This is a genomic window from Microcoleus sp. LAD1_D3 (genome assembly GCF_036702135.1).
In the GTDB taxonomy this organism is placed as follows: Bacteria; Cyanobacteriota; Cyanobacteriia; order Cyanobacteriales; family Microcoleaceae; genus Microcoleus.
In genome coordinates this window covers 1-17,923 of sequence record NZ_JAUBSB010000030.1, presented here as the reverse complement: position 1 = coordinate 17,923, position 17,923 = coordinate 1, and the positions used below count along the sequence as shown (strand labels likewise).

The window sequence follows — 17,923 nt, the reverse complement described above, 5'->3', positions numbered from 1 at the left end:
CAACATATTCTCGATAATTAATGACTCTTGATAACAAATAAACACTCCTTAATAATAACTCATATTTCTACATATCAGCGGAATACTTGTAGACAAAAAATTACAGCCATTTCTTACCCAAAAATCCCCAATTAATGTTAAGACCTGCAGAAGGTGGGTAATAATGTGGTGTGTGATGAGACAATCATTTTTGCTATTCATGCTAACTCTGTATGAGGAGTTTCATCCCTCCTACAGAGTTATCAGTCTCTTTCAATTGCCTATTCTAGCTAAGACTATTTTTTAACCTCATTATTATTACCTTCCCCAACGATCGATCGCATTCCTTCTAGCGTAGCGGGAATGCTGCGCGGATCCATAAACATCACCTTGCTGCTGTCGCTGGTGCCAATTTTTAGACCCATATCCAGATAGTTTTGAGCTAACAAAAATTGTAAAGCTTCCCGGGCAGTGGGGTCATTTTGCAGAGTTTTGCCGATAATTTGCAAGGCCTCAGAAGTAGCTTGAGCTTTCAAAACCTGACTTTGGCGTTCTGCTTGAGCTTTCAGGACGATCGCCTTTTGTTGAGCTTCCGCTTCCAAAATAGTCGCTTTTTGGCGGGCTTCTGCATCCAGAACTTGCGCTTCTGCTTTACCTTTGGCGCTGTTAACTGCTGACTCGCGTTCTCCCTCTGATGTCAGAATTGCCGCCCGCTTCCGTCGATCGGCTGCCATCTGCAATTCCATCGATTCCTGTACAGTTTTAGAAGGGATAATATCCCGCAATTCTACCCGCGTTACTTTAACTCCCCAAGGATCGGTAACAACGTCTAAATCTCTGAGCAAAATTTCATTAATTTGAGAACGGGCAGTAAAAGTTTGTTCGAGATCCAGTTGACCCATTTCGGCGCGAATTTGGGTCAGCACCATATTTACCATTGCTGACTGAAGATTTTCTACTTTGTAACAGGCTTTTTCCAAGTCCACAATCCGCCAGTAAACCACAGCATCAACGGTGAAGGAAACGTTATCCCGCGTGATACAAGCTTGCGGAGGAATATCTAAGACTTTTTCCCGAATTGTTTGCTCGTACACGACGCGATCGAGAAACGGCGTGACAAAATTCAAACCGGGTTCCAGTTTCTTGCCGCTGTATTTACCTAAAGTTTCCACCAACGCTTGATTGCCCTGATTGATAATCTTGACGGAACCTGCCAGGGCAGAGCCGCCTAAAGCCAAAAATACGAGTAAAAAGTATTGTTCCATGGTCGCCTCCTATAAATGTTGACTGTTGAGTGTTAAATGTTGACTAATGACTGATGACTAACTACTAATTGCCTGTGATTAATTACGCATTTTGTTTAAGAATGCAAGAGATTTTCGGGCAAAACTATCAGAGTAGTGCCTTTCCGCCCGACGACAATTACGTTTTGGTTGGGGGGGATAGTGGTCTTCGTGTCTTCGCAGCGAGCTTGCCAAGAATTCCCCTCATAAATCACTCGGCCGGCTTCTCCGGGGGGAATTTCTGTTAAAGTTTTTGCTTCCTGAGAATCTGCGATCGCCCTGGCGTTGCCTTTAGGTATCAACCGCCGAGACAGCAGCACAAAAACAGTCGAAAATACCATCCACAGGAATATTTGTAAATTAACGTAAGGTAGAACTAGAGAGCATCCAGCTACGGCGAAGGCGCTCAGTCCCATCATAAAAGCGACAAAAGCAGTCGGGAGAAATAGCTCTGCCAAACACAGCAAAGACCCAGCTAGCAGCCAAAGGAGCGTCGGAGTCCAGATCATAAAAAGAATAGGTGATACTATTTAGATCTTAGATTGGAAATTTAAGATTTAAGAAATGCAAACAACTGACTCTGCAAGGATTTGCGACTTGCTGGCCCTCAGAGCGATTTTTCGCGCCACGGTATCAGGTTGAGGCTTCTACCGTACTCCAAGTCAGAGTTTAGTAACTTAAATTACAATTTAAGCCGGTGCAGACTGGCAGAAACTACAATTTCTAGGGGCCCAAAGGCAGTTAAGAAATTGGTAGGGGCTAAAATCAGTTTATTCTCAAGCTCATAAATTTGGGCTTGCGAATCCTATATCTTCAGAATGTTTTTACACAAACTATTTCGATATGATCAGCAGTTTCTCCGAACCCATTTATTGCCCGAATCTTAGCTGTCCCGATCCACGCAATACCTTTGGCCGCCAGCACTGTGCAGCGTGCGAAACGGATTTAATTTATCGCTATGTGTGGGTGGTGGGACAAGCAGCCGAGGAAGTGCCGACGGGTAAGGTAATAGCCGATCGATACTTTGTCATTGCACCCCAAATCTGGCTCGACAGCCGTCCAGCTTTGCCTCCCAGCGTCCCGGAACAACTGCCGGATACGATTATGCCTTACCTGCATTTGTATCCCCAACGGCTGCATACGCCTGAAGTATACGGTTTTTGTTCCCTAGGGGAAGCACCGGAAGCGGCAGAGGTGCTGTTGTTGGAAAATGTGCCCATCAATAATTTCGGTCGCCCGTATCCTTCTATTTTAGAATCTTGGTCTGGGACAAGCGCCCCGCGCCAAGTTTACTGGCTGTGGCAAATGCTCCAACTGTGGGGGCCGCTGTCGGAACAAGGAGTCGCTTCGAGTTTGCTGGTACCGGAAAATTTGCGGGTGGAAGGTTGGCGGGTACGCCTGCTGGAACTGCACCGGGGCAATTTTGTACCGACGCTGCGGGATTTGGGAGATGTGTGGTCAGGTTTGGTGGAATCCGCGCAACCCGAAGTGCAGTCGAGACTCGGAGAGATTTGTCAGTTTATGCGCCGCAGCAGCATGAATTTCGACGCGATCGCCCTGGAACTCAACGATTTACTATTAGAACAAGCCGCTCAATTGCCTCTGCACTTAGAAGTAGTCGGCATGACAGATACCGGGCCGCAGCGCTCCCAAAATGAAGACAGTTGCTATCCGACTGCTGCTGATTTTCAATCTAGCAAAACTTCTGGGGGTGAGAAACTAATTCCTTACTTGACAATGGTTTGCGACGGGGTTGGAGGTCACGAAGGAGGAGAAGTTGCCAGTCAATTAGCCGTGCAGTCCCTGAAAGCTTTAATCCAAAATTTGCTCGCAGAAATCGCTCAACAAGAAGAGTTGATGACGCCAACAATGGTCATCAAGCAACTCGAAGAAATAGTCAGAGTTGTGAATAATGTGATTTCTGCTCAAAATAATGAGCAGGGAAAAGAGTTGCGCCAGCGGATGGGGACGACTTTGGTGATGGCCCTCCAGTTGCCTCAAAAAGTGAAAATTTCCGAGGATTTGCCCTCAAATAACAGTCACGAACTTTATTTAGTCAATGTTGGAGACAGCCGCGCTTATTGGATTGGCAAAAATTACTGTCAGCGGCTGACTGTGGACGACGACGTAGCGTCAAGGGAAGTCCAGCTAGGACACTGTTTATACTGGGAAACTCAACTGCGATCCGATGCAGGAGCCCTGACTCAAGCTTTGGGCACGCGGGACGGCGATTTCCTGCGCCCGACGATTCAGCGATTTATTGTCGAAGAGGAAGGCTTACTGCTGCTGTGTTCCGACGGTTTGAGCGACAACGACTGGGTAGAGCAATCTTGGGAGAATTACGGCCCAGAGGTGCTTGAGGGCAAAATGTCTTTGGAAGCCGCAGTTCAGTCTTGGATTCGTCTCGCCAACGAGAAAAACGGTTATGACAACACCTCGGTGGTGGCGACTCACTGTCGGATGTCGCCGGAGAGATTGGTACTGTTTGATCCGGCGGTGGCGTCAGCGCCAGTGTCAGCCTCGGTGTCGCTGCCACCTTCCCTCGCGGCATCCCTCCAGAAGTCCGGGAGGATTCCAGAATCTCAGCTTTCAGAATCGTCCAAACAGTTGTTGTACCCCGAAACTTCCCCCGCCCCGGAACCCGTTCAAAAACGGCAGTCCAAGCTTCCGCTGCCCCTACTGGGGGTGTTGGGGCTGATATTAGCCGGCGGTGGTTTAGGTTTGTGGGTGCAAAGCCTCCAAAGCCGCCAGCCAGATCCCGAACAACTTCCGCCACCGCCGGAAATTCCCGCTCCGAGTCCTTCGGAAATTCCGCCGCCCGATAGCGAGAGTCTCTCGCCGTCGCCCGAATCGACTCCTGCGGAAATTCCGCCGCCCGATAGCGAGAGTCTCTCGCCGTCGCCCGAATCGACTCCTGCAGAAATTGCGCCGCCCGAAGAAGCGGAAACTCCTTTGCCATCACCGGAGTAAGGGAGATTAGACCTCTTGCAAAAATCCTTTTCCTCAATTGATGGGCTGGAGAGCCCGTCCTAATTATTTTTGCAAGAGGTCTATTGAATTAAGTCGTCATAAATTAGAGGTAATTAACCCGGATTTGGTATTACATAATTTTCTCGCAGGCGTGTGAAAACTATTTGACAATTTATTGATAATGATAATCGCCTTAGTTGGGCTCGTCCAACCTTTCCCCTTTTTTGTTATCATTATTAGTGAATTTTTTATCCAGTTATAGGGATTGACAAAATCTACTCATTTCTAAGTTGTTACCAATGACTTGACATAAGTTATTTTATATAAATCACTGTTGGGAGCATCTCACTTTTGCAGCCCAGCTATAAATTAAAGTTTTGAGGCAGAAGGAAGGAGCCAGAAGAAGTGTTTTTACAAATATGAGATGCTCCCATCACAGTTAATAATTTTGTATCATAGTCCGCTTGCAGAAACAAGATGGCTAAAAAGTCAGCCATCACTACAAAAAGTAGTTAAAAATGCTTAAGAATCTCCATGCAGCTAACAATTAGCGATTAGGAACTAACAACATAAGCTTTTTTTATATTGACGGCGCACAATTTATTAACTATAATTACCAGACCAAAAATAACAAAAATCTTACGCCTAACAGTTTTTCTCAAATAACCGTTAAACTATTCTAACGTTTGCGCGTACCCAACCTCGCAGGCACAACCTATATCTGTTAAGGATTCGTCCTGATTCACAGGAGCAAGATTTTAAAATATGCATCTCAGCGAACTGACTCACCCAAACCAATTACACGGCCTCTCGATTCATCAACTCGAACAAATTGCCCGACAAATTCGAGAAAAGCATTTAGAAACTGTAGCCGCTAGCGGCGGCCACCTCGGCCCAGGATTGGGTGTAGTCGAACTGACCTTAGCACTCTACCAAACACTCGACCTCGATCGCGACAAAGTTACTTGGGATGTCGGCCACCAAGCTTATCCTCACAAATTGATAACCGGCCGCTACAACCAATTCCACACCCTCCGCCAAAAAGACGGCGTTGCAGGCTATCTCAAGCGCTGCGAGAGCAAATTCGACCACTTCGGTGCAGGTCACGCTTCCACAAGCATTTCCGCAGCACTAGGAATGGCAATGGCGCGCGACCTCAAGGGGGAAAACTTTAAAACTGTAGCAGTCATCGGCGACGGCGCATTGACTGGCGGCATGGCACTCGAAGCCATCAACCACGCGGGCCATATGCCGAAAACCAATTTGTTAGTTGTCCTCAACGACAACGAGATGTCAATCTCGCCCAACGTCGGCGCAATTACCCGCTATTTGAACAAGATGCGATTGTCGCCACCAGTGCAGTTTCTCAAAGATAACTTAGAGGAACAATTCAAACACATTCCCTTTGTCGGCGAAACTTTTACTCCAGAAATGGAACGCCTCAAAGAAGGGATGAAACGCTTGGCAGTCTCGAAAGTTGGAGCAGTAATTGAAGAATTGGGCTTTACTTACATGGGCCCGGTAGATGGACACAATTTGGAAGAGTTAATTACCACTTTCAAACAAGCTCATACCATTCAAGGGCCGGTGCTAGTTCACGTTGTGACGGTGAAGGGCAAAGGATATGCGATCGCCGAAAAAGACCAAGTAGGATATCACGCCCAAAATCCCTTTAACTTAGCCACGGGCAAAGGCATTCCCTCCACTAAACCCAAGCCTCCAGCTTACTCGAAAGTCTTTGCCCACGCCCTGGTCAAGCTAGCAGAAGATAATCCCAAAATTGTCGGCATTACCGCTGCTATGGCAACCGGAACAGGTCTGGATAAACTTCATGAAAAACTGCCGAAACAGTACATTGATGTCGGGATTGCCGAACAGCACGCCGTGACTTTATCCGCTGGTTTAGCCTGCGAAGGAATGCGCCCGGTTGTGGCAATTTACTCGACATTTGTGCAGCGGGGATATGACCAAATAATTCACGATGTCTGCATCCAAAATTTGCCAGTTTTCTTCTGTTTGGATCGCGCGGGCATTGTCGGGGCTGACGGGCCAACTCACCAAGGAATGTACGACATTTCCTTCTTGCGATGCCTGCCAAATATGGTAGTTATGGCACCAAAAGATGAGGCAGAATTGCAGCGGATGATAGTCACGGGAATCAACCACACAAGCGGCCCGATCACGATGCGTTACCCGCGCGGCAACGGTTACGGTGTGCCTTTGATGGAAGAAGGTTGGGAAGAATTGCCGATCGGCAAAGCCGAAATTCTCCGCAACGGCGACGATTTGTTGATATTGGGTTACGGTTCAATGGTTTATCCGGCAATGCAAACCGCCGAGATTCTGAGCGAACACGGCATTGAAGCAACTGTGATCAATGCGCGTTTTGTCAAGCCTTTGGATACCGAATTAATCTTGCCTTTAGCACAGCGAATCGGCAAAGTTGTCACAATGGAAGAAGGCTGTTTGATGGGAGGTTTCGGTTCAGCAGTAGCCGAAGCTTTGTTGGACAATAATGTTGTGGTTCCAGTGATGCGGTTGGGTGTACCCGATACATTGGTAGATCATGCAACGCCTGAACAATCATTTGCCAGTTTGGGATTAAATCCGTCGCAAATGTGCGATCGCATCTTAGCAACATTCAGCCGCAAACAGTCTCCTGTTAGCGTGTAAATAGCTAAAATTGTAGGGTGCGCCTAGCGCACCTTACTCTTCGATATCCGATCTATGACAGTGAAAGAGCAACATGATTGAAGGAAGATTTGAGGATAAGGGAGAAAAAACAATGACTAACGTGAAACCAAATCGCATAGTACGGCGGGGAAGATTATTCCCCGAAATCCAGTGGTCAGAAGAGAAAAAAGCCCAGTGGCGTGCTGAAAGAGAAGCATTTTATCAGCGCTGCAAACCTATTTTCGATCGCCTAAAACCAGAATTGATTAAAACCCACTACAACTGGTACATGGCGGTTGAACCCGACAGCGGGGAATATTTTATCGACAAGGATGATATGCTAGTTGCAAACCTAGCCCATGAGAAATACCCGAAAGCTAAATTGCACGTTTTTCGGATCAATGAAACCGGAGTTTGTGGCACAATATGATTCAAGGAAGATTTGGTGATGAGGACGAGCTATTTTTTGAAATTGAACTGATTGCTGATAACGGCTTAGAATTACCTGTTGATGCTCTGCTTGATACAGGTTTTTCTGGCTCGTTAGCAATGGACAGTCAGGATTTAGAGGGACTTGATTGGACATATGTCAAACAAGAAAAAATGCGAACAGCTAAGGGAGAATTTAATTTCGATCTTTATGTAGGAAAAGTGCGTATTGAGTATCTAGAATTTGACATTCCCGTTCATGTGGGTGACGGAGTACCGGAAATTTTAATCGGTCGCCAGTGGCTGAAAACTCGGCGGTTAGTAGTTGATATGCCTGCGGGTGTTTTGACATTGGGAGCGAGTTAAAAGCAAGATGACTTTAAAAAGTTTTGACATAGTAATAGTAGGAGCCGGCCCAGCAGGCGGTCACTGCGCGAGAATCCTAGGCTTAGGCGGTTATTTGCAGAGAAAAATTAAGGAATTGATTAAGAAATTTCACTTGTAAGGTGCGTCCCTTGAGAGATTGTTAGTTGAGGGAAAAATCTCGCTGATAGACGCACCATACTAAGCTAATTTTAAGGCATTTTCTGCGGTGACTTGAATGCGTGGCAGCAACAACAAAGAATCTTCAAAACTGCTAAAATTCAATGTATATGATACACCAAAAGTATATCCACTCGCGCCAATTAAATGCGCTACAATTGGATCGACATCACCGTAAGGATAGGCAAAACATTTAACAGATTTCTCTAATCCCCGTTCCAATATGGCACGGGATTTGGCCGCCTCCCGCACAATTTCTGTGGGCGACAATGCAGTCAAAGGTTGATGAGTAGCAGACATAGAACCGAATTCAATTCCTGCATCCCGCAGTTGCAAAATTTCCTGCCATCCCATTAACGGTACTTCTTCAAATTCGGCTTTTTCCCAACTATTGGTCTTTCCTATTGACTCCGCTACCAGAAAAACAGTGGCTGTAAAATCAAAGCGTTTTAGCAGAGGCAAAGCATATTGGAAAAAGTCCAGATAGCCGCCGTCAAAAGTCATCAATATAGCTTTACCGGGTAAAGGAGTTTTAGCCAGTTTTGCGCTTCGCCAATTTTCCCAACTCGCACTGTAATAACCCAGATTTTTGAGATTGTGTAACTGTTGTTCAAAAATCTGGGGAGTAACTGCGTCTAAACCGTCAGGAGAAATGCGGCGGTACGAGAGAATCGGGAGTTTTTGTGTAAAGCTATGATTGTCAAAAACTTGAGGTTTCACCGAGTGAGAAACTTCCCGATAAGAAGATTTTGAGCCAATGATTTCCGGTGCGTAAAATACTTGCTTGGGAAACTCGTTTTCTTGGGGAATTTGCATTGTCGGTTCCCCAGCGATTGCCGCGGCTGACTCGATTTCCTGCAGCGCCGCCGCCGGGAGTGCGGCGCGACGGCTGACACTCGTCCCGATCGCACCCGATCGCCTGCCGAACATCACCGCATTTTGGGGATAAATGCCCCCAGCACCCGGTGCATTCAACCAGTCGGGCAAATTAGACCTTTGTTGAGCACAAGAGGCTAAGCGCGATCGTAGCCATTGCTTGCCGTTGAGTGGTTTTCCCATCAAAGCTTCTCGCACGGCGGCGACGCACAACTCAAAACCCATATTTCGAGTAATTGTCGATCGCAATTTTTGAGCCGAAACAAACTTATTTTCCACCGCAACAGTGACAATACCGACAGCAACGCCGCCTACTTTCACCAGCACGTCAATTTCAGAAAGCTCAACTTTTATATTAGCAAATTCCTCGCTAATTTCTAAGACCATCACATCTTTTTCGAGGGTAATTGTTGAGACTTTCTCAGCTATTTCAGGCTTGTAGAAATCCTCCAAATGCCAATGCGGACGCCCCCATAATTCTTGCAGAAATAGCGTCCAGTCATGTTTAGGGTGGAATGGTTCCAGCAAAGTTTCCCACAATTTATTGCCCTTTTCGCAACGCTTGCGTTGAAAGAAGCGATCGATAATTGGCCAAGCAAACTGGGCTGCAACCGCATCCGCCAACACCGAAGCCGCAACCATGCCATCGCAAATCGGCAATTCAATAATACCGAGTTGAATTCCTTCTAGTTTGATCGTACAGCACAGGCGATCGCATATTTGCCCAGCGTAAATATCCGAAATTGGTTCGGTCACTTCCACCGTAACTTTCCAGGCCATTTCACCGTTGACTCGCTTAACTTTATCTAAAATATATCTGATTTCATTTCGAGTGAAAATTTTATGATATTTGTGAACGTTACTACTTTTGACATCTCTCTCAATTCCTTTGTGCCAAGGTAGATTTAAACTGAGATTCGCGGCTTTTTCTTGATAATTAACGAGCATTGTGCCGTCATATTCAATGCCCATAAAATGACAGATTTTTCCTAGAATTTGTGTTTTGTTATCTAAAAGCTCCTCATATTTAACTAATATATGATTGGATTTATTAATATATTTGTGGCTAGTTAACATCGCGTGTTCCCAGCGATAGATACAGTGGTTTAAATCCCAACCAGCGCCCCACAATTCGTTAAAACTCTTAGTAGCCTCATACATAGAAGCTATTGTATCCATACCATTTCGCAAAATATGTATAAATTTCGCATCCGGCAAAAAGCGCTCTATGTCATCAATAAAATATATGTGTTCCGGCGTTTTTTCCAACCAAACGCTGTTTTTTTGTTCAGCAGCCAAACCATCCAAAACTCTCACAAACCAACTAGCTTTAGCTTCCACACTTTGGCTGTCATCAAAATCTTTCAAAAGTTCAGGACGTTTAATCTCATCCTTAAAAAAAGCTTCCATTCTACCTGGCAACTTTCCAGCAAACTGATCGTACAGCAAATAGTGAAAAAACTTAGATTCTGGAAAAGAAATAACTTCGGGATGAGCGGCTAATAAGCTTTGAAGAATTGTTGTGCCGCTGCGAGGAGCTCCCACTAGAAATATTCGTTTCATTTTTATACTTTATAAGTTGTTGTGAATGAGATTTTTTTTATGAACCGCAGAGAGCGCAGAGGGCACAGAGGGAGAGAATAAAGAGGTAGGATTTATGTTCCTCTGTGCCCTCTCTGCGGTTAAAAACTATTTTTCTAACTCCAAGTAAAATCCTGTTTTAACAAATCAGAAAGTTCCTGATTGTAAGGCTTGAAATAATCTGTCAGTTGTTGTTCGATTGCTGCTGGTATTTTGCTGTACTCCTCGATCGTATTAATCTCATATTGTTTACTTGCGATCGCACTAATATCCAAGAAATCTAACACGTCGGAAAAAACTTTGTCCGTATTTGCCTCAAAATCTTCGCTTTTGAGAATTAGCAACTGTTCCCTCGGAAAATAATCGAGCCAATTCCTGATTTGTTCAACATAAATTCCTCGCGACAAATAAGAATAATGTTGGTGGTTGAAGCTGTAATAACTTGGATCAGCTTTGAGCTTTTCAATTTCACCTTTTAGGCGATCGGGCTCGGAAGCGATCGCCTTTTCAAAATCCAGCTTTTCGCAGCCGATCGCCACTTCTAAATGATAGTTCAGCCAAGCTCGTTTTACCGGGTTTCGCAGCATTACAATCAGCTTAACATCCGGGAAACACTTGTAAACCCGCTCTGCCACCAACGGATGATAAATATAGTAAGGAGTCATTTCCCACAGCAACACCTTCTCATCCGCCACACTGCGCGTCAAATGCTTGCTGTACCAATCAACGCCCCGCTCAAAATTCAAATCAAAAAAGTGAATTTCGCGGGAACCTTCTTTGATAATTTGCAAGTGATTTGCGAGATAGCCGGATAGAGGTTCCGTGCCGCACTGTTGAGCGCCAATAATTAAAAAGTCTGGTTCCTGCTTATTTGTCAACTGAGTCAAAATCTTGGCATAGGCGGGATTATCCTTATTCAAGGCGTGAACTTTTTCGATTGGTTCTGGTAAATCCCCAACCTGCATTTTGTCATCAAATTCCCAGCGGTAGGGCGGACAAAGAATCGTTTTTTGGTTTACAGTCGATCGCACATACAGCGGATAAGTGTGCCAATGATAATCATAGGCGTAAGCCAAACTCTTCTCGTAAACCCCAGCATTCACGTAATACTGACCGTTGCCTAAATCCAGCCTGTCTACGTGCAGGCGGATTGTGCCTTTACCTTCCGCCAGCGGCAGCAATCTGCCCATTTGATTCGTATTAGTCTCAAAACAACTTTGACCGTCTTCCCGGCTAATTGTCACGCCAAAAATAGCCGCCGAAATTGGCTTCGGTACAGAATAATGAATTTCCACAGTAATAGGATCGCCACTGTTTATCTCATCATCCGGCAACACTTTGACATCCGTAATTTCTACTTCCAAAGAACCGAAGCGATTGTCATTGATTCGCAGTTGCGAACCCGTACTCGTCACTTCAGGAGGACGCATGGGAGTGCGTTTTTCGGTTGCTGGGCGCATTTCCGACAAATACTGACCGACTACCACTTCCGGTTCCCCATAAGCCACGATTTCACCTGATTTCAGCCACAAAGCCCGATCGCACAGTTTATGAATTTGCGCCGCGTTGTGAGAAATCAAAACAATCGCACAGCCTTGATTCTTAAACTCCGTGATTCTGTTCAAACATTTATTTTGAAAAGCCACATCACCAACCGACAAATGTTCATCAACTAACAGCACTTCTGGATCGGTGTGTACCGCCACCGAAAAAGCCAGCCGCATTTGCATCCCTGTACTGTAAGTCCGCATCGGGCTATCAATAAACTGTTGCAATTCCGCAAATTCCACAATATCATCAAATCGGCGCGCCGCTTCCCGACGAGTCAAACCGGCCACCACCGCACCCACAAACACATTTTCTCGGCCGGTTAAATCCGAGTGAAAACCCGCACCCAAATCCAACAAACCGCCAATTCTGCCATTAACTTCAATAGTTCCTTCTTGAGCCTGGCCGATACCGCCAACAAGTTGCAGCAGCGTCGATTTTCCCGCGCCATTCTTGCCGAGAATTCCCAGCATCTCCCCGGGAGAAACAGTGAAATTGATATCCCGCAGTGCCCAAAAACGCGCCTGCGGTTTCATCTGCCGAAAACCCGCCAAAGCGGCCTGCATAATCGTATAAGGTCGATCGGCAGAGTAGCGGTTGAAACGTTTCCCCAAACCCTTGACAACAATAGCTTGACGCATTTACAGTTCCTCCACAAAAGTATTGCTTTGCCGTCTAAAAATTCCCAGTCCGATCGGCAAAAGAGCAGCCACAACCAAGCTAAGAATTAACAGCGCCAGCCAATCCGGCTGCGTACCTTTGAGCAGTATGGCGCGGTAAGCTCCCAGCAGTGGCACCATAGGATTCAACTGATAAAGAGGCTGAAATTGTTTCGGTACGCTGTTGAGGTCGTAGAAAATCGGAGTCAGGTAAAACAGCATCTGCAAAACTACGCCCAAAGTGTGCTGAGTATCGCGAAAAGTGACATTCAAAGCGGCGAGGGGATAAGCCAAACTGACAGTCAAAATAAACTGAATAGCCATCAGCAGCGGCAACACAAACAGCACTGCACTCGGCTGAACGCCATCAATTGCCAGAAAGATAATTAACACCGGCAAAGCTAACAGAAAGTGAATTAGCCCCGTCATAGTCGTGACTACCGGCAAAATTGCCGTGGGAAAATTAGGCTGTCTGATTAGCGCTTTATTGTTGGTAATTAATCCCGTTGCTTGAAATAATGCGGTTTGAGACCAACTCCAGATTAACAAACCGCTGAAAGCAAAGGAAGAAAATTTCGGAACGTTAATCGGTACAACAGAACGAAATACAAATGAAAATACAGCTAACTGCAACAGCGGATTGATTAAAGTCCAAGCAATCCCCAAAGTTGATCGCTTGTAAAGTAATTTTATATCGCGATCGACCAACACCCGCAGCAAATCGAAGAAATGAGCGATTTTGCGCCTGTAACCCAGCCTGGGAACACTTCTCATCGCACACCTCCGGCAACTTCCTGCGGTTCCGACTGTAGCTGCTCTTCCGGCTCAATCTCAGCTAAATGCTGCGCCTGCACCTGCGCTTTTCTGTAAGCAAAAGGACTGTCGAGAGCTCCTAATAACTCGCTGACTACCAACTTGCGCGGCAGCAAACCCGGAACCCCCAAGCGGCGCACCAGCCACCAACCAAGCCACTGAAACATAGCAAATTTCCAAATTTCCCAGCGCGGCACAGTGCGGTTGCGATAGCACGTCAGTAAAAAAGCCCCAAAGCTGCGCCCGTTGTCCTGTAACTGCCGGCTCAAAGCCTCGGCGCTGCGTCTGTGCCGATGCCACACAAAAGCACTCGGCTCATAAAAAGTCGAGTATCCCTTCGCCAAAATCCGATGAAACATCTCAATATCCCCACCACCGCAAGTCGCCGTACCCACATCAAGAGCAACGTCAAAATTCCCAACTTCCGCAAAAACTCGTCGCCGGAAAGCCATATTCGCCCCCACGCCGTATTTGCTCGCCCACAGCAACTCCCACGTCGAGAGCTTGCTACCATCAAATTTAAAACTGTCGAGGTATTGCAGCATTCCCCCGTAGCGGAGTTCAAATTGAATTTGAGCCTCTGTTTCTAGTTCCGCCGGCGCGACTAAACCGCTCACGGCCATAATTTCTGGGTCAGCAAACGCCGCAGCAATACCCCGCAGCCAACCCCGCTCTGGCCGCACGTCGTCGTCAGTAAAAGCAATAATCTCATGCCGCGCTTCAGCGATCCCGCGATTGCGCGCCCAGTCCAATCCTGGCCGTTCTTCCTTGACATAGCGTACCGGCGCATCCGCGACGAATTCAGCGGTGCTGGTGGTTGCAGGAGCGTTGTCTATAACGATAATTTCGCGGTGCGGATAGTCGAGGGCGAGCAGAGCTTCCAGAGCGCCTTTGAGCAAATCTGTGCGATCGCGCGTGCAGATGACAACGCTAATTGACGGCAGGTGGCGATCCGCCACTGCTTCAGAAACAGCGCCGAACTGCTCTCCTAAAGTCGATCGCACCAACTCTTTTCCTAACTGATCCACAATTGTTTGTCGCACTCGCTCAGCGGAAATTGTTTGTTCCCAGGGATTGTTACTAACAGAAGCCCAGCCCAGAAGCCGTCCCCGGTAGCGAACTAAAATGCGAACTCCTTCGTATTGTTCGAGTTGCCTAATCGGATTAATCTGTTCGGTAAACTCAATCTCCATCACTTTTATTGCCATAACTTGCTCCTGAAAATTTTGCAGCGGGCACTAGATAGAAAAGTTTTGACTTGGGACTTTTAACTTTGGGGTTGCAACTTTCCAATTTCCCAACTTTTGAGGTTTGAGTTTTTGGTTTAACTTCCCCGAATTCAGTAGATATGAACGAAAAAAAATCTTCTAGGGGCTAGTTTAGCTAAGCATAACCAGATATAAGCGAGAAGATGAAGGCACTCACCTGCCCGAATCATGTAATCTTTATTTGTACCTATTTACTTAGCTCTTAATTGCTAACTCGTAAGTTTCCAAAGCAACTAAAGGTTTTTCTTCAAGCGTTTCAGCAGTGCGGGGCAAACCGTTAACCGCGATCGCCCCAGCCAGGGGTTGAGCAAAGTGAAGCGCCAGAATCGATCGCAAGTGAGCGCCCCGCAGCGGTTCCGCGCCCGCTTGCGGAAAAATATGGCCGACTGTTAGTTGGTCATAATACAGGTAAACCCCAGCCGGTCGTTCCGCATCCAGCAGACTTTCTGCCACTTCCCAACCTTGCTGCAAATCAATGTTAATTTCATATCCGCCCAAATCAGCACGGGCCGGGCCTCCTTGCATAAAACTAGAAATAGCAGAGCGACTTTTCAACTCATCAATGACACCCCGCAAATACCAATAACCGCGCAATTTTGACCGCAACCACCGCCAAGTTCCCCGCATCCCCAAGCTTTCGAGTAAATCAAGAGATTTCCTCAGTCCCCGGGCCAGCCAATCCACAGCAGCCGGCCAGAAAAACGTGACCGCCACCACAATTTTATCTACCAGCGAGTAAGCAGTTTCGTAGGCTGCTACCTGCATGATCGGTCTAAGTTCCGGGTGTCGGCGGCCGATCAAAACATCCGATCGCCCTTCCTGACGACATCGGCGGAAAGAGCGATCGAGATTATTAGTTTCGTGTTCGTAATGATAGCCCACAGCATCCCCCGCTACAGCAAAAGGTACAGCAGCTTTCAGCAAACGCACCCCAAACTCGTAATCTTCTCCGCCGCAGTTCCCAAAAGCCGAATCAAACCCATCGAGACGACCAAACAGTTCTGCATCCAAAGAAAGGTTGCCGCTGAGCAAATCTTGATAAGTAAATCGGTGACCCGGTTGGCTCATCTGATAAAACTTCTCTTCCCACCACGAGCGCACTTCCACGTCAAAAAACCTAGTTCCTCCGTGCAACTTAGGTGGATAGGGGCCCATGACAGCCGCTCCCGGACGCTCTCGGTGAACCCGCGCATGGCTTTCCACCAAAGGTGGCAGCGCTTCGATATCGTCGTCGAGAAACAGCAGCAATTTCCCGGTAGCCGAAGCCGCTCCCGTATTGCGGGCGATCGAAGCACTCCGGCAATTTACCTCGATCGCCTGCAGTTTAAACGGAGCTTTGTAGTCTTGTAGCATTGCCAAAGTATCGTCAATGCAGCTATCTGCCACTACCATAACTTCCATCAGGTCGATCGGATAAGTCTGCAAGTGCAAAGCATCCAAAGCCCGTCGCAGCGAAGAACTTCGGTTGTGGCTAGGAATAATTATGCTAACTGTTAGATTTTCCATATTTACATTACAACAATTAACTTCATCTGCATTTCATCTCCCTTCATCTGCCGTTAAAAATAATCTAAAAATCCCTATTCATTGCTCCCCTTAATTTTTTGTAACAACTTCCGAGAAGCAAAATAAGCCATCGGTCCGCTAATGCAGCCTCGGAATTGAGCCCACAGCAAATCCCTCGGAACCGCATCCGGTTGCTTTCGCAAAGAAGCAATTAATTCAGGAATTTGCTTATACCGCAGCCATCCCCAAGCTAATAGAGGCACACTGAATTCTCTGTTGATTACAAACAGCCGCGTCCAGAAAGCATAGACTCCGATGCCGTAGCCTTGGAGCGTTTTTCGCAATTCTTCCCAAGTGCGCCGATGGCGGTGCCAGCTCAATGCTCTCGGCTCGTAGACAATGCAGTAGCCCGCGCGCAAAATGCGGGCAAAGAGTTCACAGTCTTCGCCACCTACCGTGGGTGTTCCCGCCCCCAAAGCTTCGTCAAACAGGCCAATGTAGTCGATCGAACTTTTCCGCACAGCCATACTGGCCGAAACTCCCACAAGATGCACAATCAGAGGATTGCACTGCGCCCCATCAAAAACTCGGCGCTCAAATCCCCGCCCGTGCGGGCTGTACCACTCAAACCATTCTTGCGCTTCGGTTTCCAGTTCCAAGGGCATCACCAGCCCCGTGACGCACATAACTCGCGGATCGCTAAAATTCCACAAGAGCGATCGCAGCCAGTTCGGATCGGGAGCCGCATCGTCATCTGTAAAGGCTACGAATTCATGTTTAGCTTCGCGTAAAGCTCGGTTACGGGCAGCGCTGGAGCCTGGTACGTCTTCGCGCACATAGCGGACTTGCGGGTAATTTTTGAGCAGTTCCTTGGTAGCGTCCGTGCTGGGACAATTGTCAATTACTAAGTATTCCTGACCCTCGTCTGGGAGCTGCATCAGCGCGTCTAGACAGCGCCGCAAATCTTCCGGGCGATCGCGCGTGCAAACCGCTACAGTGGCGATCGGCAATGCCTCCACCGGCCCCCGCTCATCCCATGCGAGGGTATCGTAGAGCCAATTTTTCCAAAGGTTGTCCCCTGCAGCGTTCATCAGTGTTTCCCGCAATTGGGAGCCGTCGGCGCGACCTCCGACGAGCGACAATAGAGCTTGGCCGATCGGTTTTCCGTGCAGTCGAATTAAAACTAAGGCTTTGCTGTAACGCTCCTCAACCGTAATTTCTGGCGGGAGTTTGGAGATTTCCAGCTCAAGAATAGCTGTTGCCATTTTAGATTTTTAATTTTATATTTTAGATTGCGAAAAAATCCTAGATACTCCGTATATTACCGGATGTATTTTAGCAGAAATTGTTTTAGGGGATAGCAACTTCTCAATGCCCTACTTGCCGATTGCCGATCGCGAATCAAAGATAAAGCCTCATTGTTTTTATTGCTTTTATTTATTTTTACTTTCAATGACCCGCTGATGTCAAGTTTTTTCCCAACACAAATTTTACCACCGTCAACGATCCCTCGTCGAGGCTTGTGTCAATTGCAGGTGCTATTGGCAGCAGAACGCCACCAATCCTCGCCATTAATGTCACCTGTAAAGACCCCATTTTTTTTACAAAACCCGGTTTGTGCGATCGCTCCTCATTTCAGCTTTAATTGCGATCGGGTACTATTCAAGGGCAACATAGCAAACAATTAAACACTCCCGCCCTTCAAACTTTCGCGGTTAAACCCACATTCCGCAGATGTGTGTGGAATTTTTTATCAGTTGTGAAAAGTTGGAGTCAAAAAGTTTTTCCCTTTAAC

The 17,923-nt window shown here is 46.9% G+C and carries 12 protein-coding genes; 4 read left to right on the top strand and 8 right to left on the bottom strand.

The annotated features are described in order from the left end of the window. Positions 1-275: 275 nt before the first annotated feature. Together QUA74_RS17565 and QUA74_RS17560 are read right to left on the bottom strand one after the other, a co-directional pair. The gene (locus QUA74_RS17565; RefSeq protein ID WP_333331508.1) at positions 276-1,244 is read right to left on the bottom strand and encodes an SPFH domain-containing protein; all 969 of its coding nucleotides are present in this window, start codon (positions 1,242-1,244) and stop codon (positions 276-278) included. 95 nt (positions 1,245-1,339) lie between these two features. After that, positions 1,340-1,771 (bottom strand): NfeD family protein, encoded by a 432-nt coding sequence (locus QUA74_RS17560; RefSeq protein ID WP_333331505.1) that lies wholly within the window; start codon positions 1,769-1,771, stop codon positions 1,340-1,342. A gap of 334 nt (positions 1,772-2,105) precedes the next feature. On the opposite strand from QUA74_RS17560, the gene QUA74_RS17555 reads away from it, so the two are divergent. The 4 genes from QUA74_RS17555 (at position 2,106) to QUA74_RS17540 (ending at position 7,700) form a co-directional block, all read left to right on the top strand. Next, positions 2,106-4,232, top strand: a complete 2,127-nt coding sequence (locus tag QUA74_RS17555; protein WP_333331502.1) for a protein phosphatase 2C domain-containing protein — start codon at positions 2,106-2,108, stop codon at positions 4,230-4,232. Positions 4,233-4,997: 765 nt separating this feature from the next. Beyond that, the gene (gene dxs / locus QUA74_RS17550; RefSeq protein WP_333331499.1) at positions 4,998-6,905 is read left to right on the top strand and encodes a 1-deoxy-D-xylulose-5-phosphate synthase; all 1,908 of its coding nucleotides are present in this window, start codon (positions 4,998-5,000) and stop codon (positions 6,903-6,905) included. Positions 6,906-7,017: 112 nt separating this feature from the next. Continuing rightward, a complete protein-coding gene (locus tag QUA74_RS17545) occupies positions 7,018-7,335 on the top strand; it encodes a hypothetical protein (RefSeq protein ID WP_333331496.1) in 318 nt (105 codons plus the stop codon). Further along, the gene (locus QUA74_RS17540; protein WP_333331494.1) at positions 7,332-7,700 is read left to right on the top strand and encodes an aspartyl protease; all 369 of its coding nucleotides are present in this window, start codon (positions 7,332-7,334) and stop codon (positions 7,698-7,700) included. The genes QUA74_RS17545 and QUA74_RS17540 overlap by 4 nt, the downstream gene beginning before the upstream one ends. Before the next feature lie 198 nt (positions 7,701-7,898). On the opposite strand, the gene QUA74_RS17535 is transcribed toward QUA74_RS17540, so the two are convergent. From QUA74_RS17535 to QUA74_RS17510, 6 genes are all read right to left on the bottom strand, one after another. Then, positions 7,899-10,316: a sulfotransferase gene (locus tag QUA74_RS17535; protein WP_333331492.1), complete on the bottom strand. Its 2,418-nt coding sequence runs from the start codon at positions 10,314-10,316 to the stop codon at positions 7,899-7,901. 134 nt (positions 10,317-10,450) lie between these two features. Beyond that, the gene (locus tag QUA74_RS17530) at positions 10,451-12,523 is read right to left on the bottom strand and encodes a Wzt carbohydrate-binding domain-containing protein (protein WP_333331489.1); all 2,073 of its coding nucleotides are present in this window, start codon (positions 12,521-12,523) and stop codon (positions 10,451-10,453) included. Next, positions 12,524-13,315, bottom strand: a complete 792-nt coding sequence (locus QUA74_RS17525) for an ABC transporter permease (protein WP_333148033.1) — start codon at positions 13,313-13,315, stop codon at positions 12,524-12,526. It abuts the gene before it with no gap. Then, on the bottom strand, positions 13,312-14,562 hold the full coding sequence (locus QUA74_RS17520; RefSeq protein ID WP_333331487.1) for a glycosyltransferase: 1,251 nt from the start codon (positions 14,560-14,562) through the stop codon (positions 13,312-13,314). Before QUA74_RS17520 ends, QUA74_RS17525 begins: the two co-directional genes overlap by 4 nt. Before the next feature lie 255 nt (positions 14,563-14,817). Continuing rightward, positions 14,818-16,128, bottom strand: coding sequence for a glycosyltransferase family 2 protein (locus tag QUA74_RS17515; RefSeq protein ID WP_333331484.1), 1,311 nt, complete (start codon positions 16,126-16,128; stop codon positions 14,818-14,820). 74 nt (positions 16,129-16,202) lie between these two features. Further along, positions 16,203-17,393 (bottom strand): glycosyltransferase, encoded by a 1,191-nt coding sequence (locus QUA74_RS17510; protein WP_333331480.1) that lies wholly within the window; start codon positions 17,391-17,393, stop codon positions 16,203-16,205. Between the last annotated feature and the right edge of the window lie 530 nt (positions 17,394-17,923).

Coding starts and splice junctions, on each gene's coding strand:
- QUA74_RS17555 (WP_333331502.1), top strand. CDS start 2,106: ATGATCAGCAGTTTCTCCGAACCCATTTATTGCCCGAATCTTAGCTGT.
- QUA74_RS17535 (WP_333331492.1), bottom strand. CDS start 10,316: ATGAAACGAATATTTCTAGTGGGAGCTCCTCGCAGCGGCACAACAATT.
- QUA74_RS17510 (WP_333331480.1), bottom strand. CDS start 17,393: ATGGCAACAGCTATTCTTGAGCTGGAAATCTCCAAACTCCCGCCAGAA.
- dxs (WP_333331499.1), top strand. CDS start 4,998: ATGCATCTCAGCGAACTGACTCACCCAAACCAATTACACGGCCTCTCG.
- QUA74_RS17515 (WP_333331484.1), bottom strand. CDS start 16,128: ATGGAAAATCTAACAGTTAGCATAATTATTCCTAGCCACAACCGAAGT.
- QUA74_RS17540 (WP_333331494.1), top strand. CDS start 7,332: ATGATTCAAGGAAGATTTGGTGATGAGGACGAGCTATTTTTTGAAATT.
- QUA74_RS17525 (WP_333148033.1), bottom strand. CDS start 13,315: ATGAGAAGTGTTCCCAGGCTGGGTTACAGGCGCAAAATCGCTCATTTC.
- QUA74_RS17560 (WP_333331505.1), bottom strand. CDS start 1,771: ATGATCTGGACTCCGACGCTCCTTTGGCTGCTAGCTGGGTCTTTGCTG.
- QUA74_RS17545 (WP_333331496.1), top strand. CDS start 7,018: ATGACTAACGTGAAACCAAATCGCATAGTACGGCGGGGAAGATTATTC.
- QUA74_RS17530 (WP_333331489.1), bottom strand. CDS start 12,523: ATGCGTCAAGCTATTGTTGTCAAGGGTTTGGGGAAACGTTTCAACCGC.
- QUA74_RS17520 (WP_333331487.1), bottom strand. CDS start 14,562: ATGGCAATAAAAGTGATGGAGATTGAGTTTACCGAACAGATTAATCCG.
- QUA74_RS17565 (WP_333331508.1), bottom strand. CDS start 1,244: ATGGAACAATACTTTTTACTCGTATTTTTGGCTTTAGGCGGCTCTGCC.